19 protein-coding genes and 4 tRNA genes are annotated in these 24,273 nt (G+C 59.6%); 8 read left to right on the top strand and 15 right to left on the bottom strand.

Annotation, left to right across the window (positions count from 1 at the left end):
• Nucleotides 1-133 precede the first annotated feature (133 nt).
• Together QRN46_RS10095 and QRN46_RS10090 are read left to right on the top strand one after the other, a co-directional pair.
• Nucleotides 134-2,218 carry a carboxy terminal-processing peptidase gene (locus tag QRN46_RS10095; RefSeq protein WP_170929008.1) on the top strand — a complete coding sequence of 695 codons (2,085 nt, stop codon included), beginning with the start codon at nt 134-136 and terminating at the stop codon, nt 2,216-2,218.
• 134 nt (nt 2,219-2,352) lie between these two features.
• A complete protein-coding gene (locus QRN46_RS10090; protein ID WP_085608822.1) occupies nt 2,353-4,143 on the top strand; it encodes a bifunctional diguanylate cyclase/phosphodiesterase in 1,791 nt (596 codons plus the stop codon).
• 37 nt (nt 4,144-4,180) lie between these two features.
• On the opposite strand, the gene QRN46_RS10085 is transcribed toward QRN46_RS10090, so the two are convergent.
• The 7 genes from QRN46_RS10085 to bamJ all read right to left on the bottom strand — a co-directional run bounded on the left by QRN46_RS10085 (nt 4,181) and on the right by bamJ (nt 12,299).
• A complete protein-coding gene (locus tag QRN46_RS10085) occupies nt 4,181-4,597 on the bottom strand; it encodes a hypothetical protein (protein ID WP_011333168.1) in 417 nt (138 codons plus the stop codon).
• Nucleotides 4,598-4,605: 8 nt separating this feature from the next.
• Complete coding sequence (locus QRN46_RS10080; RefSeq protein ID WP_285354601.1) at nt 4,606-9,366, bottom strand: RHS repeat-associated core domain-containing protein; 4,761 nt, start codon at nt 9,364-9,366, stop codon at nt 4,606-4,608.
• Nucleotides 9,367-9,591: 225 nt separating this feature from the next.
• On the bottom strand, nt 9,592-9,999 hold the full coding sequence (locus tag QRN46_RS10075) for an SEL1-like repeat protein (RefSeq protein ID WP_201820494.1): 408 nt from the start codon (nt 9,997-9,999) through the stop codon (nt 9,592-9,594).
• Nucleotides 10,000-10,371, bottom strand: coding sequence for a hypothetical protein (locus QRN46_RS10070; RefSeq protein WP_003223109.1), 372 nt, complete (start codon nt 10,369-10,371; stop codon nt 10,000-10,002).
• Nucleotides 10,368-10,709 carry a helix-turn-helix domain-containing protein gene (locus tag QRN46_RS10065; protein WP_007950435.1) on the bottom strand — a complete coding sequence of 114 codons (342 nt, stop codon included), beginning with the start codon at nt 10,707-10,709 and terminating at the stop codon, nt 10,368-10,370. The genes QRN46_RS10070 and QRN46_RS10065 overlap by 4 nt, the downstream gene beginning before the upstream one ends.
• Nucleotides 10,710-10,823: 114 nt before the next feature.
• A complete protein-coding gene (locus tag QRN46_RS10060) occupies nt 10,824-11,279 on the bottom strand; it encodes a YkvA family protein (RefSeq protein ID WP_007950434.1) in 456 nt (151 codons plus the stop codon).
• 297 nt (nt 11,280-11,576) lie between these two features.
• Nucleotides 11,577-12,299: a BamJ family beta-barrel-assembly machinery protein gene (gene bamJ, locus QRN46_RS10055; RefSeq protein WP_011333164.1), complete on the bottom strand. Its 723-nt coding sequence runs from the start codon at nt 12,297-12,299 to the stop codon at nt 11,577-11,579.
• Nucleotides 12,300-12,569: 270 nt separating this feature from the next.
• Here bamJ and QRN46_RS10050 point away from each other — a divergent pair, with 270 nt between their 5' ends.
• Together QRN46_RS10050 and QRN46_RS10045 are read left to right on the top strand one after the other, a co-directional pair.
• Complete coding sequence (locus QRN46_RS10050; RefSeq protein WP_285354600.1) at nt 12,570-14,378, top strand: di-heme-cytochrome C peroxidase; 1,809 nt, start codon at nt 12,570-12,572, stop codon at nt 14,376-14,378.
• Between the two features lie 26 nt (nt 14,379-14,404).
• The gene (locus QRN46_RS10045; protein WP_221616152.1) at nt 14,405-15,541 is read left to right on the top strand and encodes a catalase family protein; all 1,137 of its coding nucleotides are present in this window, start codon (nt 14,405-14,407) and stop codon (nt 15,539-15,541) included.
• Between the two features lie 145 nt (nt 15,542-15,686).
• Here the strand turns inward: QRN46_RS10045 and QRN46_RS10040 are convergent.
• From QRN46_RS10040 to QRN46_RS10025, 4 genes are all read right to left on the bottom strand, one after another.
• Nucleotides 15,687-15,763 (bottom strand) — tRNA-Asp (locus QRN46_RS10040).
• 19 nt (nt 15,764-15,782) lie between these two features.
• Nucleotides 15,783-15,858, bottom strand: a tRNA-Val gene (locus QRN46_RS10035).
• 191 nt (nt 15,859-16,049) lie between these two features.
• Nucleotides 16,050-16,126, bottom strand: a tRNA-Asp gene (locus QRN46_RS10030).
• Between the two features lie 19 nt (nt 16,127-16,145).
• A tRNA-Val gene (locus QRN46_RS10025) sits at nt 16,146-16,221 on the bottom strand.
• Between the two features lie 159 nt (nt 16,222-16,380).
• Here QRN46_RS10025 and rdgC point away from each other — a divergent pair.
• The 3 genes from rdgC (at nt 16,381) to sugE (ending at nt 18,774) form a co-directional block, all read left to right on the top strand.
• Nucleotides 16,381-17,301, top strand: a complete 921-nt coding sequence (gene rdgC / locus QRN46_RS10020) for a recombination-associated protein RdgC (protein WP_007950430.1) — start codon at nt 16,381-16,383, stop codon at nt 17,299-17,301.
• Nucleotides 17,302-17,375: 74 nt separating this feature from the next.
• A complete protein-coding gene (locus QRN46_RS10015; RefSeq protein ID WP_085611471.1) occupies nt 17,376-18,341 on the top strand; it encodes a bile acid:sodium symporter family protein in 966 nt (321 codons plus the stop codon).
• Nucleotides 18,342-18,459: 118 nt separating this feature from the next.
• Nucleotides 18,460-18,774 carry a quaternary ammonium compound efflux SMR transporter SugE gene (gene sugE, locus QRN46_RS10010; RefSeq protein WP_285354599.1) on the top strand — a complete coding sequence of 105 codons (315 nt, stop codon included), beginning with the start codon at nt 18,460-18,462 and terminating at the stop codon, nt 18,772-18,774.
• Nucleotides 18,775-18,816: 42 nt separating this feature from the next.
• Here sugE and QRN46_RS10005 read toward each other — a convergent pair whose 3' ends face one another.
• From QRN46_RS10005 to QRN46_RS09990, 4 genes are all read right to left on the bottom strand, one after another.
• A complete protein-coding gene (locus tag QRN46_RS10005) occupies nt 18,817-20,691 on the bottom strand; it encodes an MFS transporter (protein WP_011333159.1) in 1,875 nt (624 codons plus the stop codon).
• Nucleotides 20,692-20,801: 110 nt separating this feature from the next.
• Nucleotides 20,802-21,953: a TDT family transporter gene (locus QRN46_RS10000; protein WP_221616133.1), complete on the bottom strand. Its 1,152-nt coding sequence runs from the start codon at nt 21,951-21,953 to the stop codon at nt 20,802-20,804.
• 106 nt (nt 21,954-22,059) lie between these two features.
• Nucleotides 22,060-22,371: a cupin domain-containing protein gene (locus QRN46_RS09995; protein ID WP_011333157.1), complete on the bottom strand. Its 312-nt coding sequence runs from the start codon at nt 22,369-22,371 to the stop codon at nt 22,060-22,062.
• Between the two features lie 55 nt (nt 22,372-22,426).
• Nucleotides 22,427-23,614: an MFS transporter gene (locus tag QRN46_RS09990; RefSeq protein WP_221616134.1), complete on the bottom strand. Its 1,188-nt coding sequence runs from the start codon at nt 23,612-23,614 to the stop codon at nt 22,427-22,429.
• A 91-nt stretch (nt 23,615-23,705) separates the two neighbouring features.
• Here QRN46_RS09990 and QRN46_RS09985 point away from each other — a divergent pair, with 91 nt between their 5' ends.
• Nucleotides 23,706-24,248, top strand: coding sequence for a TetR/AcrR family transcriptional regulator (locus QRN46_RS09985; protein ID WP_221616135.1), 543 nt, complete (start codon nt 23,706-23,708; stop codon nt 24,246-24,248).
• The last annotated feature ends 25 nt before the right edge of the window (nt 24,249-24,273 follow it).

The following is a 24,273-nucleotide window of genomic DNA, read 5'->3' as shown; positions in this document are numbered from 1 at the left end:
CTTTTTGCATTATGCGACCGGCCCTGGGGTCTGAACGAACGCTGAACAGCAGTTATCGTACAGAGCGTAGAGGTACCGGCGACTTCAAAGACGGCCTAATATGCGTTATCAATTGTCCCCGCGTCGAATCAGCATGAAGCATCTGCTCCCCAGCACCGCCCTCGCTCTTTTCATCGGTATCGGTCTGTTGCCGGTGTCGGGCACCACATTCGCAGCCAACAGCTGGGACAAGTTACAGCCTGATCGCGACGAAGTGATCGCCAGTCTGAACGTCGTCGAGTTGCTCAAGCGTCACCACTACAGCAAGCCGCCGCTCGACGATGCGCGCTCGGTGATCATCTACGACAGCTACATCAAGCTGCTCGACCCGTCGCGCAGCTATTTCATGGCCAGCGACATCGCCGAATTCGACAAGTGGAAGACCCAGTTCGACGACTTCCTCAAGAGCGGCGACCTCAACGCCGGGTTCACCATCTACAAGCGCTATCTGGATCGCGTGAAGGCGCGTCTGGACTTCGCCCTTGCCGAGCTGAACAAAGGCGTCGACAAGATGGACTTCACCACCAAGGAAACCTTGCTGATCGATCGCAAGGACGCTCCGTGGCTCAAGTCCACCGCCGAACTCGATGACCTGTGGCGCAAACGCGTCAAGGACGAAGTGCTGCGGCAGAAGATCGCCGGCAAAGAGCCGAAGCAGATCCAGGAAACCCTGACCAAACGCTACAAGAATCAACTGGCGCGTCTGGACCAGACCCGCGCCGAAGACATCTTCCAGGCGTACATCAACACCTTCGCCATGTCTTACGATCCGCACACCAACTATCTGTCGCCGGATAACGCGGAGAACTTCGACATCAACATGAGCCTGTCCCTCGAGGGCATCGGCGCCGTGTTGCAGAGCGACAACGATCAGGTGAAAGTCGTGCGTCTGGTGCCGGCAGGCCCGGCCGACAAGACCAAGCAGGTTGCTCCTGCCGACAAGATCATCGGCGTTGCCCAGGGCAACAAAGAGATGGTCGACGTGGTCGGCTGGCGTCTGGACGAAGTGGTCAAGCTGATCCGTGGCCCGAAAGGCACCGTGGTCCGTCTGGAAGTCATCCCGGCCAGCAATGCGCCGAACGACCAGACCAGCAAGATCGTGCCGATCACCCGCGAAGCGGTGAAGCTCGAAGACCAGGCCGTGAAGAAGTCCGTGCTTAACCTGAAACAGGACGGCAAGGACTACAAGCTCGGCGTGATCGAGATTCCGGCGTTTTACCTCGACTTCAAGGCCTTCCGTGCTGGCGATCCGGACTACAAGAGCACCACTCGCGACGTCAAGAAACTGCTGACCGAGCTGCAGAAAGAGAAAGTCGACGGCGTGGTCATCGACCTGCGCAACAACGGCGGCGGTTCCCTGCAGGAAGCCACCGAGCTGACCAGCCTGTTCATCGACAAGGGCCCAACCGTGCTCGTGCGTAACGCCGATGGCCGGGTCGATGTACTTGAAGATGAAAACCCGGGCGCGTTCTACAAAGGCCCGATGGCGCTGCTGGTCAACCGCCTGTCCGCCTCGGCTTCGGAGATCTTCGCCGGCGCCATGCAGGACTACCACCGTGCGCTGATCATCGGTGGCCAGACCTTCGGCAAAGGCACCGTGCAGACCATTCAACCGCTGAACCATGGCGAACTGAAACTGACCCTGGCCAAGTTCTACCGGGTTTCCGGTCAGAGCACCCAGCATCAGGGCGTACTGCCGGACATCGATTACCCGTCGATCATCGACACCAAGGAAATCGGCGAAAGCGCCCTGCCGGAAGCCATGCCGTGGGACACCATCCGCGCGGCGATCAAACCGGCGAGCGATCCGTTCAAGCCGTACCTGGCCCAGCTGAAATCCGAGCATGACACCCGTTCCGCCAAGGACGCGGAGTTCGTGTTCATCCGTGACAAGCTGGCCCTGGCGCAGAAGCTGCTGGAAGAAAAAACCGTCAGCCTCAATGAAGCCGAACGCCGTGCCCAGCACGCCGACATCGACGCCAAGCAACTGGCGATGGAAAACATCCGTCGCAAGGCCAAAGGCGAAGAACCGCTCAAAGAGTTGAAGAAAGAAGACGACGACGCCCTGGCAGCCGCCGAGCCGGACAAGGTCAAACCGGAAGACGACGCCTACCTGAGCGAGACCGGGCGCGTGCTGCTGGATTATCTGAAGCTGAGCAATCAGGTCGCAAAGAAGTAAGGTGATGGCAATTTAATGCTGGCGATCCCCGGATCGTCATCAAACAGTCATCATTCTGTCGTGCAATAAAGGACTGGGAGCGGTTCTCTTCATCGAGAACGCTCCCAGTCCTTTTTTTATTGCCAGAGATTGCCATGACCACGACCGAACAGCTGAGTGCCTTGAGCTCGATACTGACTCAAAGCGGATTACACAGCCTGTTCCAGCCGATCATTTGCCTCTCCGAACGGCGCATTCTTGGCTACGAAGCCCTGACCCGCGGCCCGTCCAACAGCCCACTGCACTCCCCCATTGCCCTGTTCGCCGTGGCCCGCCAGGCCGGGCGCTTGAGCGAACTGGAAATCGCCTGCCGCCAAAGCGCCTGTCGTCGTTTCAACGAACAGCAATTGCCGGGCAAGCTGTTTCTCAACGTCTCTCCCGAATCCTTGCTTGAAGCCGCGCACCAGCCGGGGCGCACGCTGCAGCTGCTTCAGGATTTCGGCATTCCACCGAGTCAGGTGGTGATCGAACTCACCGAACAGACGCCAATCGATGATTTCCAGTTGCTGCAAACAGCACTGCATCACTATCGGGCGATGGGTTTTTCGATTGCTCTCGATGATCTTGGGGCCGGTTATTCGAGCCTGCGCCTGTGGTCGGAACTGCGGCCGGACTACGTGAAGATTGACCGGCACTTTATCGACGGCATCCATCAGGATGCGTTGAAACGAGAGTTCGTCGGATCGATCCTACAAATCGCAAAGGCCTCGCGTGCGCAGGTAATCGCCGAAGGCATCGAGTTGCCGGAAGAGTTGGCGGTGCTGACCGAGATGGGTGTGGATCTGGTGCAGGGCTATCTGCTCGGCCGCCCTCAGGAACACCCGCCGCGCGATGCCCGCGCCTTGATGCCCAAACACGATAGCAGCGCCGTTGCACTGAACGATGAAGGCAGCGATCTCAGCGCTCTGCTCAACGATCAACCAGCCGTGAATCGCGACACACCGACTGCCACCGTACTGGAAGCCTTCCGCCGCCAGGCAAACCTGAACTCGCTGGCGGTGCTCGACGAACAGGGTCAGCCGTGCGGCATCGTTCATCGTCACTCGTTATCCGATGCGCTGCTCAAACCGTTCGCCACCGACCTGTTCGCCCGCAAACCGATCAGCCGCCTGATGAACGACGACTTCCTCGCCGTGGAAATGAGCCAGTCGCTGCAACAGGTCAGCCGTCTGATCACCAGCCGCGCCCGGCAACGCATCGAAGAGGATTTCATCATCACCCTCAACGGCAGCTACTTGGGCCTGGGCCGGGTGATTGACGTGCTCAAACTGATTACCGAGCTGAAAATCCAGCAGGCCCGCTATGCCAATCCGCTGACGTTGTTGCCGGGGAATGTGCCGATTCAGCAATGTTTGACTCGATTGCTGCAACAGGGGCGCGAGTCGGTCATTTGTTATGTCGACATCGACAGCTTCAAACCCTTTAACGATATCTATGGGTATGGACGTGGGGATGAAGTGCTGCTGTGTCTGGCGCAATGCCTCAACGAACGCGTCGACCCGTCCCGCGATTTCGTCGGGCATATCGGCGGGGATGATTTCCTGTTGGTGCTCGGCCCGGAGGATTGGCGCAAACGGCTGAATCAATTGCTTGATGATTTCCAGAGCCAATGCCGACGGTTTTATCGTCCCGAACATCTTGAGGCTGGGTGTTTTGTTGCGCCGAACCGCCAGGGTATTCGTCAGGAGTTTCCGTTGCTGTCATTGTCCATTGGCGTGGTGCATTTGCATCCTGAAGCGTGTGCGCAGCTGGATGCGAGTCAGTTGGCGGAAATGGCATCGCAGGCGAAGCATCATGCGAAGAATGTTCCGGGGTATAGCGTGCATTTGATTGATAGCCTTTCCCTGTCTAACCTCCATCAATTAAAGACAATCGAGCAGTTCTGACCTCTTCAAATGCACGAAACGGCTAAACCAATAAAACTCACCATTGATCTTGATCTTCAAGGTTCGCCCGAAGTAAATCTTCCCTCCACGACTTAGTAACTATTTCATATATATGTTCAAAAAAACCACGAGGATCTATTATTTCCGTTTTGTCCCATGCAAGCACTCTCGGATTATCAAAGTCGCTCTGAAACTCTCCCGAAAAATCAAAACCAGCATCCTGCAAATGGCTTTCAAGGATTTTATAAATCAAAAACCTATGGCGATAGGTTAGATAATCAAATTCAGGAACAATAAAATTCTTAATTATTTCTTGTTGATCCTCATACTTATTAGGGTCATAAACCCACAATGCCTTACCAAGCGTCTCTTCCCGATCATAAATCGATATCCCACTCAACAAGTGAGAGAGCCGGGGTTCATATGGAAATTCCGTAAATGGTTGCATCAACATAACTTCACCTATCTTGGAAAGCCAGTAAATGGCCGTGTAATATCTCGTTTATCAAATTTCACTTCCGCCCCATCCAAGCTATCTATATAACGAGGATTGCTTAGATCTCTTTCATTAGGTTTATAGCCACGACCTGCTCCTGGCAGTTTCATCCTAACAATAGGATTTTGGTCAGCATCATACCCTGTAGGCTCAGGAACTTTTTTATGCATCCTGGATAAAGCAAAATGCAACGCTCGAAACTGCATCATCCAACTACGGAATTGAGAACTCGGCCCCACCATCCCTCTAACGCCTTTTTTTGTTGGATGTGAGCCATCTATTGACCTCTGCTTTAAAGCTGCATCGTCAATTTCTGGCCCATGTTTTTCTACAGAGTGCATTCTGTATTGTCTGTTCCAAGCTAATACCTGACGTTTAGCTTCAGCTTCATTTTTTGGCCCATCTTTACCAACCGCCGGAACGATAGGCAACCCTTGATTTACGTTAGGTTTGTTAGCCTGAATTGGTACTGAGCACTTCTGGATCTTATTGTTTTTGGGCGGCGGACAGTTGGACGTCAACCCCAACGGATCCACCCACCCCGTCGGATTCGGCACGTACCGGTACTGATTCAGCCCTCCCGCCAGCTTCACCGGATCCGGCGTCAGGTACCGTCCCACGTCCGGGTCGTAATACCGATGCCGGTTGTAATGCAGCCCGCTTTCGTCATCGAAATACTGCCCCTGAAAGCGCAGCGGCTGGTTCAGATAGTCCTCGGTCGCGAGCTCCAGCGAGGTGACCTTGCCGTAGGCGCTATATTTGGCTGACCAGACGATGTCGCCGCTGTAGTCGGTCAACTCTTGCGGAGTGCCGAGGTGGTCGAGTTGGTAGTAGAACGGGCAGGCGCGTTTCGGGCCTTGGCCGTCGAGCATCGCCAAGGGGTGGAAGGTGCCGGGTTCGTAGATGAAGCTGCGGTGCTGGGTCGGGCTGCTTTCCGCGATCAGGTGGTCGCCTTGCCAGAAGAACTCGGTGGTCTGGCCGTTGACGGTTTTGCGGATGCGCCGGCCGAAGGCGTCGTACTGGTAGGTGGCGCTGGTGCCGTCGGGACGGGTGAGGCCGATCAGGCGGTGCTGGCTGTCGTAGCGGTATTCGGTGACGAGGGTTTGCGCGCGGCCACGGCGTTCGCGGATCAGGTTGCCGAAGGCGTCGTAGTCGTAGTGGCGGTCGCCCTGCATCTGCAGGCGATTGCCTTTGATCTGCGTCGGGCCGGGGCGGTCCTGCATCAGCAGGTTGCCGGCCGGGTCGTGGGCGAAGTTTTCCGGCAGGTCGTCGCGGGTGTGGCGTACGCGGATCAGCCGGTCGAGGGCGTCGTAGGTGTAGCTGCGCTGGCCGTGGCGGGTGTCGGCGATGTGTTCGAGGTTGCCGTTGGCGCTGTAGGCAAAGTCGCGGCGGTACAGTGCACTGCGTTGATGGCCTACGGCGTGGGCGCGCAAGCAGCCCTGTTCGTCGTAGGTGTATTCGCTGAGCAGCAGGCCTTGCTGGCGCTGCTGTTCGCGGCCGTTCTGGTAGACGTGGCGGGTGAGCAAGGCGCCGTTGAGGTCGATCGCGGTCAGCGCGCCGCCCTTGGCGTAGTGGTAGTCGAGCTTGCTGTTGTCCGGCAGACGCATGCGAGTGAGCTGGCCGCAGGCGTCGTAGGTGTAGCGCAGGGTGCCCCAGCCCTGATGCTCGCGCACCAGCCGGTCCTGCAGGTCGTATTCGAAGGCCAGCGGGTGATCCAGGCCGTCATCGACGCCGACCAAACGGCCTAAACGGTCATAGCGGTAGCTGACCTCGACCCCGTCCGGCAGGGTCTTGAGCAGCAGACGCCCGGCGCTGTCGCGTTGGTAAGTGGTGACCAGCGTCGAGCCGTCATCGCCGTACTCGGTCTTTTCCAGCAGGTGGCCGTTGCGGTCGTAGACGTAGGCGGTGCGCCGGCCATCGAAGCCGGTTTCCTGTCGGATCAGTCCGGTCGGCGTGTAGTCCAGCCGGTACTTTTCGCCGGACTCGTTCTCGATTTCCGTCAGCAGCAGCTGCGCATGGTCGTAGCGGTATTGCAGGCGCGTGCCGTCGGGGTTGATCCGCCGGCTGACCAAATGCAGGTCGTCGTCATACTCGTAGCGGGTGATGCGCCCCAGTTCATCGCGTTCGGCGGTGATCTGGCCGTAGGCGCTGTAGGACCAGGCGCGGGTGGCGCCATTCGGCGAGGTGGTCTGGATCAGCCGGCCAACGGCGTCCCACGCATGGCGAGTGACCGCTCCGTGTTCGTCCTGCGCAGTAATCCGCCGCCCCAACGCGTCGTAGGAAAACTTGCGAACCCCACCGTCCGGCAGACTTTCCTCGACCAACTGACCCAGGTCGTTCCACACAAACACGTGGCGACCCGAATCCGGATAACGGATCGACAGCAACCTGCCCTGTGCATCGTGGTGGTAATGGGTGACATGGCCGTCCGGGTCGACCGCTTCGGTGATGTCACCCTGGGCATTACGCCGGTACGTCCACACGGCATCGCCACGTGAACGGCTGTGCAGGAAACCGTTGCGGTACTCGTAGGACGTCGGCGCATCGTCCGGCGGAATCAGCGCGATCAGCCGTCCGGCATCGTCGTAGCGGTATTCGGTGACCGCCCCCAGCGCATCCTGCTCGGCGACCAACCGACCTTGCGCGTCATAGGCCTTGAGCTGCTCGCCACCGTCCGCCGACACCTGACGCACCAGCCGCGCCGTGTCGTCGTGGACATAAACCTCTTCGCGACCGTCGACGTACTGCACGGTGACACGGCCGGCGTCATCCCAGACGTAGCGCGTGTCCATCTGCGAAAACGAGGCCCAGTGCCGCACGCAACGCGCGGCCTTGCCGGCGCGTTCCCACGCCCAGAAGAAGCTCGCACCACCGCTCAGTTGCCGTTGCAGGATGACGTGCTGGTCGTCGTAGTCGTAACGCTCGCTTTCGCCGACCGCATTGGTCGCCTCAATGAGCCGATGACGGGCGTCGAACCGATAACGGGCGAGGGTCTGCTCGGTGCGCCAGGCAGACTCCCGAAAAACCTGATAATCGACCGCGACCAGATGCGCCCGCTCATAGCGCAGCAACAAGGAGCGACCAGCGCCGTTGTCGAGGCGCTCAACGCGATCCAGACGATCCCGCGTAATACGCAACCGGTTACCGTAGGCATCGCTGACCGCCGTCAGACGCCCAGCCCGAAAGTGATAAAACCGCGCCGCGTCCCCCGCCAGCGCAACAATCAACTCCTCCGGCTCATCCCCGAGAAAGATCGCCGCCCGCGACAAGCTGTTGTGGATTTCCGGCCGCTCGACACTCGGCAACGGAAACCGCGTCCGCCGGTTCTCATGGTCCACCCAGACCACCGCAGCGCCCTCGACCTCCAGCCGATGCGCCAGCGAGTGACTCCAGCCAAACCCCAGCCCGACATCGATCTCGACCGCACTGCTGCGATACAAGCGGCTGAACTCGAACGACAGCAGCCCGTCGAGCACGCCATCGGTCAGCGTCAACAGCTCTTCGCCAGTGACCATCGACACCGGACAGCCGTTGGTGCAGGTCCGCGGCGCACAATCGGCGCTGTCACCGTTGGGATTTTTCGCCTGATCCGGGGTGTCGTCGTGGTGCTCGTCTTTTTTCAGGGAGGCATTGCGCCGGGCATCCCAGCGCAATTGCATGCGGCCCTTTTTCACCCCGGCGGCGATGCCCCGTGCGGCGACGGATTTGTACTGGTTCACGTAGCCGATGAAGGTGCTGACGATGCCGAACATCGCCTTCACCAGGCGCGTCACCGCCGACAGCAACTGAGCGCCACGCTCCGCCAGACGCAAGGTCAGATACGCAATCCCCGCCCCGGCACCAACGAAGGTCAACACAACGCCAATCAACACATCGATCAGCAGTTGCACCACTACCATCGATACCGCCTCGGCGGTTTTCCCGGCAATTTCACTGGGTGGCAGCATCTCCAGCCAGAGGCTGGCAGTTCGCAGCAACAAACACAGCGCTGCTTCGTCACTGACCAGCAACTGAAGCTTCTCCATCATTTCCGGCGCTGTTTCTGCCAACGCGATCAGCTGTGCGGCGCCACTGCCCAAACGCTCGTCAAACTTTCCGGGATCCTGGAGAATCTCCGACAGCAACCCGATGCTGTCCCACACCCCCTCGATCGCCGCCCAACTCCCGGCCAGCATGCCGTTCCCGGCTGCCGTGGCCACCGACTGCGACCACTGCGGCTTGAAACCCTGCCACTCGCTGCGCAGCCAGCCATCCAGCTGCCGAGTCAGGCCATCGTAGGATTCGAAAAGCGCATCAACCTGCTGCTCGCTGGCGCCGCCGTGCACCACGACCCGATAAAACTTGCCCGCTTCACCGGTGAACACCCCTTTGCCCTGAACATCCAGGGTGACGGACTCGACTGCACCGCCTTCCACCGCCACCACATCGACAACGATGTCGCCCAACGGAATGTCGTACGCCGACTCGAACTTGCTCTCGATCTCCATTCGCCCGGAATACGGGCATTGCACGACCGCAGAGGAGAAGCGGTTGTCGTCAATCGCAACCGCCGTGCTGTGCTCGCCGAAACGGATGATCCGCTCCATCCCCATCAGCGAAGGCAGATCAGCCGCATGACTGACGCCGTCTGCCGAGCGACTGAGCCAGTGCTTGAGCTGCTCGCGATAGAGATCGAGGGTGCGGGGAAAGCTGTCGAGTTCTTGCTCGATGCGGGTGACGGCATCCATCAGCGCATTTCCATGCGCATGGCGAAACGAAAAACCGGGTCAAACATGTGCGTTCCCTCGCGCAAAAATCAGGCGAGGGACTTTGCGGGGGATCAAACAGAAAAGAAGTCAGGCGAGTAGGCAGAGGATGTAGGAGAAGTCTGTAACTGTTTTTTATCGAACTGCAGACGCAAAAACGGGGCGGGAGGTTTCCCTCACGCCCCGTTCACGGAACAGATGATTTGCTTATCGAGAAGCATCTCGGCCGGCCAGCTCTTTCAACTTGAGCTCGGCCAGCGGATGCCCGACCTTCGCGGCCATGGTCCACCAGCGAGCGGCTTCCGAAGGATCCGGCGCTTTGCTCGACGTACCTGCCAGACTGATGACACCCACCTGATACGCCGCCTTGCCATCCCCGGCCAGCGCAGCCAGTCGCAACAACCGCACACCTTCTTCACGTGCGCCCAGGCCCACCCCGCGAAACGTGAGGATGTGCCCGTAAAAACTTTGCGCGCCGACATCGCCCAAGTTGGCCATGCGCGCAAACTGTCCTTCGAGCCAGCGCCAGCCGCGGGGCTGACGGACAAACCACGACCAGTGAAACAGCCTACGGGCCAGCCAGTAACTTGCCCGCGCCTTGAGTCGTAAAAACACTCAGGCCTCCGCCGATTCCGGGTATTCGTACTCAAACACCCGCACCACTTCCGAGGCATGCCAGGAGGCGGCGGCAACACCGTCGGACGGCCCGGAAAAACGCCCCAGACGCTCGACACACTCAAAGAAACCGGTGCGTGGCAGGCGGCTGGCGCCCTGGCTGATCACCAGCGAGCTGCGCAACGGTTGTTCGGCTTTCGCGTCCAGTGCCGCGAGATGCTCCAGTGCCGCGGTCAATGTCTGCATGGCCGGCGTGGGCAGTTGCAGGCGTTCAAGCAAGGCTCGATAAGTCAAAAGATGGCGCTGCCTGCGCGCCTGATCCAGCTCCCCCAGCAATCCGTCCCAATGTTGACGACTGATGCGTACGCTCACGATTGTTCCCTCCACCCTGGCACCGTCAACTCCCAGGCCAGGCTGCGGCGAATCGCGGCGTCGGGCAGACGCTCGCCACTTTCGATCATGGCCAGGTAAGACGGGCTGATGCCTACCGTGCGGGCCAGCGCCTCGATGGCGATGCCCTTCCCTTCGCGCAAACTGCGTAACTGATCCAGACCTGGAAGAATCGGGTCCGGGGTTGCCGCAAGCGGCGCTGGAGCCGGTTGCGACGGTGCTTCGTTAATGCCTGCTGCTTTCAGTAGAGCCTGATACTGAGCCCATGGCAGAACCGCATATTCGGGTTCGCCATCGCGTGCAATTATCTGAATATCCATGACTACCCCGTAGGACAACAACACTTAGCGAGTCGGCACTTTTCCCTAGAAGTGTAATCCTAACAGCGGCCAAGGTCGTGGGGGGTATCTATCTGAATAAGAGGCTGTCGCAATTCAGGACTTTTTTGGCCCCTGAAGCTGAAGTTGCTCGGGCGTATCGGGCAATCGCTCGACCACCCTGAGCTTTTCCGGCGCCTGGCGCTGACGCCACAGGCGGAAGGCATTCAGTTCATCGTCGAGGGTTTTCATCAGCCAGGCGAGGACGGCGATGTCATCGAGCATGCCGAACATGGGAATGAAATCCGGGATCGCATCCACCGGACTGAGGAAATACATCAGACCGGCCACTACCGAAACGATCGCCTTGGCGCTGATCGCACGGTACTCGCCGCGCCAGTACGCCAGACACAGTGCCTGCAACAGACGCAAATCGTCCTTCAGCTTGCCGAGACGATTGCCTTGGGCGGCGCCTTTGCTGGCCACGGCGAACAACAACGTCGGCAAGCGGCCTCGAGCCAGCAGTCGTCCGGCCAAAGGCAGGAATCGGGCGAAATTCCACGGCGCTTTCATTTATTTCTCCCGTTGAAATGTTATCCACACAAATTGTGGATAACCTTGTGAACAGAGCTGCATTTCAGCGCTGAGAGCCCCGTTTCATAAGGGCTGCGCTCAGATCGGGCGTTTTTTACTCACATAAAAAATCCCAATATTTCATTGACTTGGCGGCTCCGGGCGTCTAACGCGGGCCACCTTAAAGTCTAGGACTGCCATGACCAGCATCGGTTCGGTCTGTTTACGCCGACCATCGTCCAGATGCAACAACGCCCCGCATAAGCGAGGCGTTGTTGGTGAAACCGGTGCCGAAGTTTATTGCTTGGCGGCAGCGGCGTCTTCTTTGGCTGGGTCCTTGATGGCCAGCAGTTCCAGGTCGAAAACCAGGACCGAGTTGGCCGGGATTGCCGGGCTTGGCGATTGTGCGCCGTAAGCCAGATCGCTAGGGATGTACAGCTTGTACTTCTCGCCAACGTGCATCAGTTGCAGGCCTTCGACCCAACCCGGGATCACACCGCTGACCGGCAGATCGATCGGGCTTCCGCGCTCGACGGAGCTGTCGAAAACGGTGCCGTTGGTCAGCTTGCCGGTGTAGTGAACGGTCACGACATCGGTAGGCTTGGGTTGTGGGCCGTCGGCTTTCTTGACCACTTCGTACTGCAGACCGGAAGCGGTGGTGGTCACGCCAGCCTTCTTGCCGTTTTCTTCGAGGAATTTCTTGCCGGCGGCTGCCGACTCTTCGCTCATCTTGGCCATACGCTCTTCGGCACGCTTTTGCAGCGCGGCGAAAGCTTCGACCAGTTCTTCATCTTTCAGCTTCTGTTCTTTCTTGCCAACGGCATCTTCGATGCCCTGGGCTACCGCTTTGGAGTCCAGATCATCCATGCCTTCCTGAGCAAGGCTCTTGCCCATGTTCAGGCCGATACCGTAGGAAGCTTTTTGCGCCGGGGTTTTCAGCTCTACGCTGGTCTGCGAATCACAACCCGCGAGTACCAGGCTAACCAGGGCAACCGCCGCCGCCAACCGATGCTGTTTCATGCTATTTCCTTGTTCATGCGCCGAAAGGGCAATCGAGTAAAGCCGCGAGCTTATCAGGCCGCCACGACCAATGGCTACCGGCATGAGAGCAGGAATCTTCCGATAAGTTCAGGGATTAAAACGCATTTGGCCAACGCCGTGATGAAGCTTCTGTCATCTGGCTCTGACGACAATTGATGTCACCTCCCACAACACTTGGCGTAATGGCCACTTGCCGCACACCACCCGCCTCAGGCATAACAGCGCAACAAATCGACAAGGATGTTCATCTTGCGCCTCTTATACCGTGTGCTGACGCTGATCGTGGTGCTGCTGGGACTGGTCCTGGCAGTGGTTCTTTACTATGTCGCCAATCCGAAATTGCCCTTCCCGACGCCCGCGAAACAGGTGCATTACCTGGATCAGTGGACTGAGCAAGAGCGCCAGACCTACTACTTCACCCCACAGGGAACGCAGGTCAAAGGCTTGCGTTACGAATGGTTCCAGGCGCTGGAGCTGCCGTTCTCGCAGCAACGCTTTGCCTCCCCGGAATACCTCGCGCGCTTCGGCTTTCTGATCGATCCGCAGCAAAAAGCCACGCCGGACAACCCGGGGAATCTGCCGGTGGGTTTCGCCCGGCACCAGAATCCCGGCAGCACCGAGCAATATCTCGACATCACTTGCGCGGCCTGCCACACCGGGGAACTGCACTTCAATGGCCAGGCAGTGCGCATCGACGGCGGTTCGGCCCAGCATGTGTTGCCCTCCAGCGTTCCTACATTGCGCGGCGGCAGTTTCGGACAGGCATTGGTCGCCAGTCTCACCTCGACTTATTACAACCCGTGGAAATTCGAGCGCTTCGCCCGCCACGTGCTGGGCAATGACTACGACGCACGCCACGAACAACTGCGCAAAGACTTCAAAAGCTCACTGAACACCTTCATCAAAGTGGCCTGGAACGACACTCACCGTGGCCTCTACCCCACCGAAGAAGGCCCGGGCCGCACCGATGCCTTCGGGCGTATCGCCAACGCGACCTTCGGCGATGCGATATCCCCAAACAATTACCGCGTGGCCAATGCCCCGGTGGATTACCCACAGCTGTGGGACATGTGGACCTTCGACTGGGTGCAGTGGAACGGCTCGGCGCAACAACCGATGGCGCGCAATATCGGCGAGGCTTTGGGCGTCGGTGCCACGCTGAATTTCTTCGACGCCAACGGCCAGCCGCTGCAAGGCGATGAGCGCTATGCCTCCAGCGTACGTGTGCGTGATCTGCACAAGATCGAAGAAACCCTGCAAAGACTGCGACCGCCGGCATGGCCTGAGGAGTTGCTCGGCGTCGTCGACAGACCCTTGGCAGCCAAGGGGCGAGCCCTGTTCGCCGAGAATTGCGCCGGATGCCACGTCCCGCGTCAAACCCAGGAAGGCGAGCGTTGGGTGCAACACCTGCACATGCTACCGGTGGACGTCATCGGCACCGACCCGAACGCCGCCAACAACATTGCCAATCACCGTTTCGACCTGACCGCTCTGCAATGGAACCCGGCGGAACTCGAACAAATGGACGTGAAGTGGCACCCCAAACCCAAGGAGCCGCTGGACCTCAGCCAGTTGTCGGTGGCCAAGGGACTGGCTTACGTCACCGCCTTCGTGGAAAACCGTGCATACCGTGAAGCGGGCGTCACCGCTGCCGAGAAACCACAGCTCGATGGCTTCGGTCTGCCGATCGGCGTTCGCGAAAAAGTCGCCTACAAAGCGCGTCCGCTCGCCGGCGTATGGGCCACGGCCCCATTCCTGCACAACGGCTCGGTGCCGAGCCTTTATCAGTTGCTGTCGCCTCAGGACGAGCGCGCCACCACCTTCTATAAAGGCACCTTCGAATACGACCCGCGCCATCTGGGCTATCGCACCGAAGCTTTCACCAACGGTTTCCTGTTCGACACCCGCATCACCGGCAACCACAACAGCGGCCACGAATTTCGCGCCGGCGAACGCGGCAATGGCGTCATCGGCCGACTGCTGCAGCCAGAAGAGCGCTGGGCGCTGCTTGAATACCTGAAAGTGCTGGGCGGCCCGCTGGAGGCGCAACTGCCATGATCTTCAATTCCTTCAAAAGACCTTCGATGCTGGCGCGTTTCTGGCTCTGGCTGGGACGGTTACTGGGCAAAACCCTGCTGATCTTGCTGGTGATCGGTCTGATCGGCTGGGCCCTGACGACCGCCTGGTTCGCCTGGCAGCACCGTGGCCCGGTGTCGGCGCTGGAGCAGATTCCGGATGGCGAAGCCGCCATGACCCAGGATGTAATTCAGACCGCCGTGCGCATCGTCGATCAGCACCGCGAAAGCACCCGCTATCTGCGCGACGCCCATGCCAAGGCCCATGGCTGCGTGAAGGCCGATGTGCAGGTGTTGGCGGATCTGGCTCAGGAACTGCGCCAGGGCGTCTTCAGCGAACCGGGCAAGCTGTGGAAAGCGACGATGCGCCTGTCCAACGGCAACGCCTATCCGCAATTCGACAGCATCCGCGACGCCCGGGGCATGGCGCTCAAATTGCTCGATGTGCCGGGCAAGCAGTTGCTGGGGGACCGTCAGGGTCTGCACGAGCAGGATTTCGTGATGTTCAGCCATCCGAATTTCTTCGTCAGTGATGTCGCTGAATATCGTCAGAATGTGGCGGCGCAGGCTGACGGAAAGAAGGTCATGGCGTTTTTTCCGGGGTGGGATCCGCGCAGCTGGCAGATCCGACATCTGTTCATTGCGCTGGCGACCCTTTCGCCACCACCGGAAAGCCCGACCCGCACCACATATTTCTCGGTATCGCCTTACAAGTTCGGCGAGGCCAATGCCAAGTTTCGGGTGATGCCGGATCCGGAGCGCTGCCCCGCGTACACCCTGCCGAAACAGAACCAGGATCTGCCGAACTTCCTGCGCAACGCGTTGAATCAACAGCTGTCGACCGATCGAATTCCGGCGTGTTTTGTGTTGCAGATCCAGCGCCAGGACGCGAACAAGTACATGCCGATCGAAGACACCAGCATCGAATGGCGCGAGCAGGACAGCCCATTCCAGACAGTGGCGAGGATCACCCTGCCCCCGCAGGACTTCGACACCCCGGCAATGAATCTGCAATGCGACAACCTGTCGTTCAATCCCTGGTTCGGTATCGAGGCCCATCGCCCGATTGGCGGGATCAACCGGTTGCGCAAAGCGGTGTATGAAGCGGTCAGCGATTACCGCCACAGCCGCAATTCGGCGCAATAGCAGCGCCAGAAACGAAAAAAGCGACCATCAAAGGTCGCTTTCTCATGTTCAGGCGCGGCAAAAAGCCAAATCCCGGACAGCAAAAAGCCCGCACCAGGCGGGCTTTCTGTGGTGACCTGGCGTTCAGTGTTCCAGGTACCGAATATGGCGCAGCGGACGGGACTCGAACCCGCGACCCCCGGCGTGACAGGCCGGTATTCTAACCGACTGAACTACCGCTGCGCGAAACGCTTGAAACGAATGGTGGGTGATGACGGGATCGAACCGCCGACATTCTGCTTGTAAGGCAGACGCTCTCCCAGCTGAGCTAATCACCCTTCGCTTCGTTACGGAGCGCATTATGCCACAGATTTTCGTAATGTGTTGATTTAATTGAAGTTTTTTTTCAAATAAATCCGAAAACCGGTGAAACGACACATCCCGCAGGTACAACTCGAGGCAGAAAAAAACCCGCCTTGGCGGGTTTTTCCGTGGTGACCTGGCGTTCAGTGTTCCAGGTTACCGAATATGGCGCAGCGGACGGGACTCGAACCCGCGACCCCCGGCGTGACAGGCCGGTATTCTAACCGACTGAACTACCGCTGCGCTAAACACTTGAAACGAATGGTGGGTGATGACGGGATCGAACCGCCGACATTCTGCTTGTAAGGCAGACGCTCTCCCAGCTGAGCTAATCACCCTTCGCTTCGGTGTGGCGCGCATTCTACGGAGCGACCCAACCTCTGGCAAGCACTTTTTTAAATAATTTTCTTAGCCCTTCCAAAGGCTTAGAGAAGGGTTGGCCTATGACCCGGCGAAGACAATAATGCCCCCCTTTGTATGAAGGAGAGACTCACCCCATGTGGTTCAAAAACCTGCTTATCTATCGCCTGACCCAAGACCTGCCTGTCGATGCCGAGGCGCTGGAAACTGCACTGGCCACCAAACTGGCGCGTCCATGTGCAAGCCAGGAGTTGACCACTTACGGTTTTGTCGCGCCGTTCGGCAAGGGCGAAGATGCTCCACTGGTGCACGTCAGCGGTGACTTTCTGCTGATCTCCGCCCGTAAAGAAGAACGCATTCTGCCGGGCAGCGTCGTGCGTGACGCGGTCAAGGAAAAGGTCGAAGAGATCGAAGCCGAGCAGATGCGCAAGGTCTATAAGAAGGAACGCGATCAGATCAAGGATGAAATTATCCAGGCTTTCCTGCCGCGCGCCTTTATCCGCCGCTCGTCGACCTTCGCCGCCATCGCGCCGAAACAGGGTCTGATCCTGGTCAACTCGGCCAGCCCGAAACGCGCCGAAGACCTGCTCTCCACCCTGCGTGAAGTGATCGGCACCCTGCCGGTTCGTCCGCTGACCGTGAAAACCGCGCCGACCGCCGTGATGACCGAGTGGGTCACCACCCAGCAAGCCGCCCCGGACTTCTTTGTGCTGGACGAGTGCGAACTGCGCGACACCCACGAAGACGGCGGCATCGTGCGTTGCAAGCGTCAGGACCTGACCAGCGAAGAAATCCAGCTGCACCTGAGCACCGGCAAGGTGGTGACTCAACTGTCGTTGGCCTGGCAGGACAAACTGTCGTTCATGCTCGACGACAAGATGACCGTCAAGCGCCTGAAGTTCGAAGATCTGTTGCAGGATCAGGCGGAACAGGACGGCGGCGACGAAGCCCTCGGCCAACTGGACGCCAGCTTCACCCTGATGATGCTGACGTTCGGCGACTTCCTGCCGGCGCTGGTTGAAGCACTGGGCGGCGAAGAGACACCGCAGGGGATCTAAGCCTCTGCGCAGTCTTTGGGTTATCTTCAAACGCCACCGCTTCGGTGGCGTTTTCACATAATAAGGAACAGGCCATGCGCGCACTGGCTGCACTGAGTCGTTTTGTCGGCAATACCTTCGCTTACTGGGTTCTGATTTTCGCGGTGATCGCGTTCCTCCAGCCGGCCTGGTTCCTCGGCCTCAAAGGCGCCATCGTGCCGCTGCTCGGGCTGGTGATGTTCGGCATGGGCCTGACCCTCAAACTCGACGACTTCGCCGCCGTCGCTCGCCATCCGTGGCGTGTGGCGCTGGGGGTCGTCGCGCATTTCGTGATCATGCCGGGGATGGCGTGGCTGCTGTGCCAGATCTTTCATTTGCCGCCGGAAATCGCCGTCGGCGTGATTCTGGTCGGTTGCTGCCCGAGCGGCACCTCCTCGAACGTCATGACCTGGCTGGCCCGTGGCGACCTGGCGCTGTCGGTGGCCATCGCCGCCGTCACCACCCTCCTCGCCCCGCTGTTGACCCCGGCGCTGATCTGGCTGCTGGCCTCGGCGTGGTTGCCGGTTTCGTTCATGGAATTGTTCTGGTCGATCCTGCAAGTGGTGCTGCTGCCGATCGTTCTCGGCGTGGTCGCGCAACGTGTGCTTGGTGACAAGGTGCGCCACGCGGTGGAAGTGCTGCCGCTGGTGTCGGTGGTCAGCATCGTGATCATCGTTGCCGCCGTGGTCGCCGCCAGCCAGGCGAAAATTGCCGAATCCGGTCTGCTGATCATGGCCGTGGTGATGTTGCACAACAGCTTCGGCTATTTGCTGGGGTATTTCACCGGACGCCTGTTCGGCCTGCCGCTGCCGCAGCGCAAGTCCCTGGCGCTGGAAGTCGGCATGCAGAACTCGGGGCTGGGTGCTGCGCTGGCCAGTGCGCACTTTTCGCCACTGGCGGCGGTGCCAAGTGCATTGTTCAGTGTGTGGCACAACATTTCCGGGGCGCTGCTGTCGACCTGGTTCCGGCGGATGAGCGAAAAAGAAGACCGTGAGACGTTGGCACAACAGACGGCCGACTGATTCCGGATCGCGGTGCAGCGCACATTTTTAGGTAGTATGTGCGCCACGCGGGGACGACCCTGCGGCTCAATCGAGTTTTCAATCAGGGGACGGCCCCGTCAATCGATGGAGGTCTTCCATGTCCTGGATCATTCTGTTTTTCGCCGGCCTGTTCGAAGTCGGCTGGGCTGTCGGCCTGAAATACACCGACGGCTTCAGCCGTCCGCTGCCCACCGCTCTCACCGTCGCCGCCATGGCAGTCAGCTTGGGCTTGCTGGGGCTGGCGATGAAGGAACTACCGCTGGGCACGGCTTATGCGATCTGGACCGGGGTCGGTGCCGTGGGCACGGTGATTGCCGGAATCATTTTGTTTGGCGAATCGATGGCGTTGATCCGCCTGGCCAGTGTGGCGTTGATCGTCGCAGGGCTGATCGGGCTCAAGGTCAGCGCCTGAGCCGTTGCCGCCATCCGTCAGGGATGGCGGCTTTCTTAACAACTACCTGACAGTCCCGCGCAACTCCCCGACCAACGCCTGCAACTCCGCCGGCTGCGCCGCTTCCACGGCGACCGGTGCACCCGCCACAAGCGTCACCCGCGACCACAAGCGCCGGAATACCCCTTTGTTCGGATCGCGACTGAAGAAACTCCCCCACAACCCCTGCAACGCCAGCGGAATCACCGGCACCGGCGTTTCTTCGAGAATCCGCGTCAGCCCGCCCTTGAACTCGTTGATCTCGCCATCGGCGGTCAACTTGCCCTCCGGGAAGATGCAAACCAGCTCACCGTCCTTCAGATACTGGGCAATCCGGGTGAAAGCCTTTTCGTAGATCTGAATGTCTTCCTGACGTCCGGCGATAGGAATCGTCCCCGCCGTGCGGAAGATAAAGTTCAACACCGGCAGGTTGTAGATCTTGTAGTACATGACAAAGCGAATCGGCCGACGCACCGCGCCGCCGATCAGCAAGGCATCGACGAACGAAACGTGGTTGCATACCAGCAACGCCGCGCCCTCATCGGGAATCGCCTCAAGGTTGCGATGCTCTACGCGGTACATGGAATGGCTGAGCAGCCAGATCATGAAACGCATGCTGAACTCGGGGACGATCTTGAAGATGTAGGCGTTGACGCCGATGTTCAGCAGCGACACCACCAGGAACAGCTGCGGAATCGACAGTTTCACCACACTCAACAACACGATGGTGACAATCGCCGAGACCACCATGAACAGCGCGTTGAGAATGTTGTTGGCCGCGATCACTCGCGCCCGCTCGTTCTCGGCGGTGCGTGACTGGATCAATGCGTACAACGGCACGATGTAAAAACCGCCGAAAATTCCGAGGCCCAACACATCGATCAACACCGCCCACGCATGGCCAAAACCGAGCACTTCGGTCCAGCTGTGGCCGACGGCGCTTTCCGGAATTCCACCGGAATGCCACCACAGCAACAAACCGAAAACCGTCAGCCCGAACGAGCCAAACGGCACCAGGCCGATCTCGACTTTGCGCCCGGACAGCTTCTCGCACAGCATCGAGCCCAGTGCGATACCGACCGAAAACACCGTCAGAATCAGGGTAACGACGGTTTCGTCGCCGTGCATCCACTCCTTGGCATAAGCCGGGATCTGCGTCAGATAAATCGCCCCGACGAACCAGAACCACGAGTTGCCGACAATCGAACGCGACACCGCAGGCGTCTGCCCCAGGCCGAGTTTCAAGGTCGCCCACGACTGACTGAAGATGTTCCAGTTCAGGCGCATTTCCGGGGTCGCCGCTGCTGCGCGCGGGATGCTGCGACTGGCCAGATAACCCAGCACCGCGATGCCGACAATCGCGGCGGACACCACCGGCGCGTAATTGGCCGACGACATCATCACCCCGGCCCCAATGGTCCCGGCCAGAATGGCCAGAAACGTGCCCATCTCCACCAGCCCGTTGCCGCCGACCAGTTCGTCGTCGCGCAAGGCCTGTGGCAGGATCGAATATTTCACCGGCCCGAACAGCGCCGAGTGCGTGCCCATGGCGAACAGCGCCACCAGCATCAATGACAGGTGATCGAACAGGAAGCCGACGGATCCCACGGCCATGATGGCGATTTCTGCCAGCTTGATCAGACGGATCAGCGCATCCTTGGCGAATTTTTCCCCGAACTGCCCGGCCAGCGCCGAGAACAGAAAGAACGGCAGAATAAACAGCAACGCACACAGGTTGACCCAGATCGAGCGGTCACCCTCGATGGTCAGCCGATAGAGAATGGCGAGGATCAGCGACTGCTTGAACACGTTGTCATTGAACGCGCCCAGCGACTGGGTGATGAAAAACGGCAGGAAGCGCCGGGTACGCAGCAGGTTGAACTGTGAGGGGTGACTCATCTTCCGTGTGACCCTGTTGTTTTTGGAAAGAGAAGGTAGTCAGTGGCCTGGCTACGATTATAAGAATCTCGAACCGCGATCCAGGCCACACATTACCTAATCTTCGCAGGTTATTTCTTCAAACCTGCAATGCACGGTGAAACAAACAGCTCGCCGCGCCACGCACCTTGCAGCGTGCGTTTGCCGACGATCAGCCACATCACCGCCAGCAACGCCACCAGCACACAACCGGCCACACTGAAGAACGTCAGGTGCAAGGTGCTGCCCAGTTTCAGGGTTGCCAGCGAATACACACCCAACGGGAAGGTGAAGCCCCACCAGCCGAGGTTGAACGGAATGCCGTCACGCAGGTAACGCAAAGTGATCAGCAGCGCCATCAACATCCACCACAGACCGAAGCCCCACAGCGTGAGCCCGGCGACCAGGCCCAGGCCCGACGCCATTTCGCCGATGCCCGGCAGACCGTTGGCCGTGAAGATCGCCGGGGCGTCGCCACCCAGCAGCAACATGCCCAGGGCGCCGGTGCCGATTGGCCCCAAGGCCAGCCAGCTCGAGGCTGCCATGTTTTCGTGGGGCAGTTTGTGCAAGGCCATGCGCAGCAAGAGGATGGTCAGGATGCTGAACGCCACTGGCAGGGAAAAGGCCCAGAGCACGTAACTGGTCACCAGCACCACCAGTTGCGAGTGCGCATCAGCGAGATGCGGCACCAGCAGTCCACCGCTGGCCGCGGCCACTTCTGCCGCCACCACCGGCAGCAGCCAGACGGCGGTCATCTGATCGATGCTGTGTTCCTGACGGGTAAACATCATGTAGGGGATCAACACACCGCAGGCCAGCGACATCCCCACGTCCAGCCACCACAATGCTTCAGCTAGATGAATGACCCCGTCGCCCCAGCGCGGCAGACCGAACAGCAGAAAGCCGTTGATGATGGTCGCCAGGCCCATGGGAATGGTGCCGAAGAACATCGAAACCGTGGAGTGGCCGAAGATCCGCCGCGCTTCGTCGAAGAACAGAATCCAGCGCGCGGCGTAGGCAGCGGTAAACAGCACGAACAACAGAATGTTGAACAGCCACAGCCCTTCGGCCACCGCGCGCAGGCCGGGAATGGACACCGGCAATTGCGCCAGCGCCAACGCCAGCACGCCGGTGCCCATGGTGGCGGCGAACCAGTTCGGGGTGAATTGACGGATCACTTCAAGCGGGTGCTGAAGCTGGCTGAATGGCTTGATGCCGGGTTTGACGCTATTGGGGCAAATCATTCATGAACTCCTGTCCTCAGGTGAGGTTGAGTCCATGGTAGAACTGAATCGAATATCTATATAACGGGTAATATCTCTAACTGTTATCTGTTTTGTAGATATGCGGTCAGACACTACCTTCGGTTTCGATCACCAGAATCCGCGCTGCGCCCTGAGGATGAGCGACGTGTTCAGTGCCAATGCACGCGTAAAAGATGTCGCCAACGTCGAGCAAGGCCTGCTTCTCCTCACCTTCTTCGCGATAGTGCATGAGCACCTGACCGTCAAGCACCACAAACACTTCTTCACCGTCATTGACGTGCCATTTGTAAGGCTGATCGGTCCAGTGCAGGCGCGTGGTGATGCCGTTCATATTGGCGATGTCGAGCGCGCCCCAGGCGCGCTCGGCGGTAAAGGTCTTGCTGCGGATAATCTTCATGCGTCGATCCGTGAGAAGAAGTGGGGCTGGCCAAGGCTAACCGAATCCGACGGGCTTATGGAGCGCTGCAGGTCTTCGCCGCTTGCGCCCGGAAACTCATCAACAGCGCACCGACCGCCAACACGATCAGCACTGCACCATACACATCGGTGGTGGCCAGCAGGCCCACGCTATGAGTGAAGTGCCCTGCCAGCAACGCCGGCAGGCAGAACGCCAGGTAACTCAGCACATAAAACGCCGACATCAAACCAGCCCGCTCATGGGGCAACGCCAGCGGCACCAGGCTGCGCACAGCGCCGAGAAAACCGGAGCCAAAGCCACAACCGGCCACCAGCGTGCCGAAGAAGAACAGCGACAGGCTGGCGCTGTGCACGCCCAACAGAATCAGCACGACACCGGCCGGCAGCAGACTCGCCCCGAGTTGCAGCGCGCGGGAGGCAGGACGATTGCGCAACGTGAAGATCATCAATGCACCGGTCACGGTCAGCGCCGCCACGGTCGCGCCGCCGATCAGATTGGAGGTGGAGCCGGTGGCGGTGCGCACCAGCGACGGCGCCAGCGAGGCATAGAAGCCGCCGAGCGCCCAGGTCGCGGTGTTCAGCGGCAACACTCGCCACAGCGTCGAGCGGGCCTGAACCGGCACGTGCAGGGTCGGCCGTAACGAGGCCCACGCTCCGGCCTGCGGCGAGACGCTTTCCGGCAGGCGCCAGACATAAATGCCCTGCAACACAAACAGCGCGAGCAGCAGCCAATAGGTCAATTGCAACGGCGCCGGGGCGAATTCCGCCAGCAAACCGCAGCCCATGCCGCCCAACGCCATGCCCAGCAAAGGCGCAACGCTGTTGATCAACGGCCCCTGCTGGCGATCAGTGTCGAGCAGCGTTGCGCTCAACACGGCGGTGGCCATGCCGGTGGCGAAACCTTGCAGCACTCGCGCGCCGATCAGCCAGCCCACGCTGTCGGCATAGATAAACAGCAGCATCGCCAGCGCATTGAGCGTCACGGCGGTGAAGATCACCGGTTTGCGTCCCAAGTGATCCGACAGCGACCCGACCGTCAGCAACGCGGCCAGCAGACTGAGGGCATAGACGCCAAAAATCAGGGTCAGTACCGCTGCCGAAAAATGCAGCTGATCCTGATACAGGTGATACAACGGCGTCGGCGCAGTGGAAGCGGCGAGAAAACTCAGTAAGGTGATCGCCAGAAACCACAGGCTGGAACGGTTGGAAGCAAGGCTGGTCATGGGCACACTCCGCAAAAGCTAATTTTTTGCTTTTGCGGAGTGTGCTCTCGGCTTGCGCTTAAAGCAAATTCTTTGTGTTAAGGTCTGCCGCATGGCTATTAAAGAAGGTTTACGCCCCGGCGGTCGCAGTGCCCGGGTGCAAGAGTCGATTCATTCGGCAGTCCGCGCGCTTCTGCAAGAACAGGAGCGCTCAACGGTGACCGTCCCGCAAATCGCGGCGCGCGCCGGTGTGACGCCGTCGACGATTTATCGGCGTTGGGGCGATCTGGCGACCTTGCTGGCCGACGTCGCCCTCGCCCGCATGCGCCCCGACAGCGAGCCGGCGGAAACCGGCAGTCTGCGCAGCGATATCCGCGCGTGGGCGGAACAATATCTCGACGAAATGAGTTCGGAGCCAGGGCGCAACATGATGCGCGACGTGCAGGCGAGTGCAACGCCGGGCTACTGCGTGGCGATCATCGGCGCGCAGTTGCAGACCATCATCGAGCGCCACCCCAAGGAACCGGCGCCGAGCGTGGATCGGCTGATCAATCTGGTGGTGTCCCCGGTGGTATTTCGCATTCTGTTTTCGGCAGCGCCGCTGGAAGTCGAAGAACTGCACCGCCTGATCGACCTCGCGCTCAAACCGGACTGATCAGAACTGCCCGGTTCTGTTCCTG

Origin of the sequence: Pseudomonas sp. lyk4-R2A-10, from assembly GCF_030209075.1 — a bacterium.
GTDB lineage: Bacteria > Pseudomonadota > Gammaproteobacteria > Pseudomonadales > Pseudomonadaceae > Aquipseudomonas > Aquipseudomonas glycinae.
This window is presented reverse-complemented; position numbering and strand designations above follow the sequence as displayed.

Bases quoted from the DNA above. Each gene is read 5' to 3' on its own strand.
- QRN46_RS10080 (WP_285354601.1), bottom strand. From the start codon at position 9,366: ATGGATGCCGTCACCCGCATCGAGCAAGAACTCGACAGCTTTCCCCGC.
- bamJ (WP_011333164.1), bottom strand. From the start codon at position 12,299: ATGAAACAGCATCGGTTGGCGGCGGCGGTTGCCCTGGTTAGCCTGGTA.
- QRN46_RS09985 (WP_221616135.1), top strand. From the start codon at position 23,706: ATGGCTATTAAAGAAGGTTTACGCCCCGGCGGTCGCAGTGCCCGGGTG.
- QRN46_RS10085 (WP_011333168.1), bottom strand. From the start codon at position 4,597: ATGTTGATGCAACCATTTACGGAATTTCCATATGAACCCCGGCTCTCT.
- QRN46_RS09990 (WP_221616134.1), bottom strand. From the start codon at position 23,614: ATGACCAGCCTTGCTTCCAACCGTTCCAGCCTGTGGTTTCTGGCGATC.
- QRN46_RS10065 (WP_007950435.1), bottom strand. From the start codon at position 10,709: ATGGATATTCAGATAATTGCACGCGATGGCGAACCCGAATATGCGGTT.
- QRN46_RS10045 (WP_221616152.1), top strand. From the start codon at position 14,405: ATGCTGGCGCGTTTCTGGCTCTGGCTGGGACGGTTACTGGGCAAAACC.
- QRN46_RS10000 (WP_221616133.1), bottom strand. From the start codon at position 21,953: ATGATTTGCCCCAATAGCGTCAAACCCGGCATCAAGCCATTCAGCCAG.
- QRN46_RS09995 (WP_011333157.1), bottom strand. From the start codon at position 22,371: ATGAAGATTATCCGCAGCAAGACCTTTACCGCCGAGCGCGCCTGGGGC.
- sugE (WP_285354599.1), top strand. From the start codon at position 18,460: ATGTCCTGGATCATTCTGTTTTTCGCCGGCCTGTTCGAAGTCGGCTGG.
- QRN46_RS10015 (WP_085611471.1), top strand. From the start codon at position 17,376: ATGCGCGCACTGGCTGCACTGAGTCGTTTTGTCGGCAATACCTTCGCT.
- rdgC (WP_007950430.1), top strand. From the start codon at position 16,381: ATGTGGTTCAAAAACCTGCTTATCTATCGCCTGACCCAAGACCTGCCT.
- QRN46_RS10060 (WP_007950434.1), bottom strand. From the start codon at position 11,279: ATGAAAGCGCCGTGGAATTTCGCCCGATTCCTGCCTTTGGCCGGACGA.
- QRN46_RS10005 (WP_011333159.1), bottom strand. From the start codon at position 20,691: ATGAGTCACCCCTCACAGTTCAACCTGCTGCGTACCCGGCGCTTCCTG.
- QRN46_RS10095 (WP_170929008.1), top strand. From the start codon at position 134: ATGAAGCATCTGCTCCCCAGCACCGCCCTCGCTCTTTTCATCGGTATC.
- QRN46_RS10090 (WP_085608822.1), top strand. From the start codon at position 2,353: ATGACCACGACCGAACAGCTGAGTGCCTTGAGCTCGATACTGACTCAA.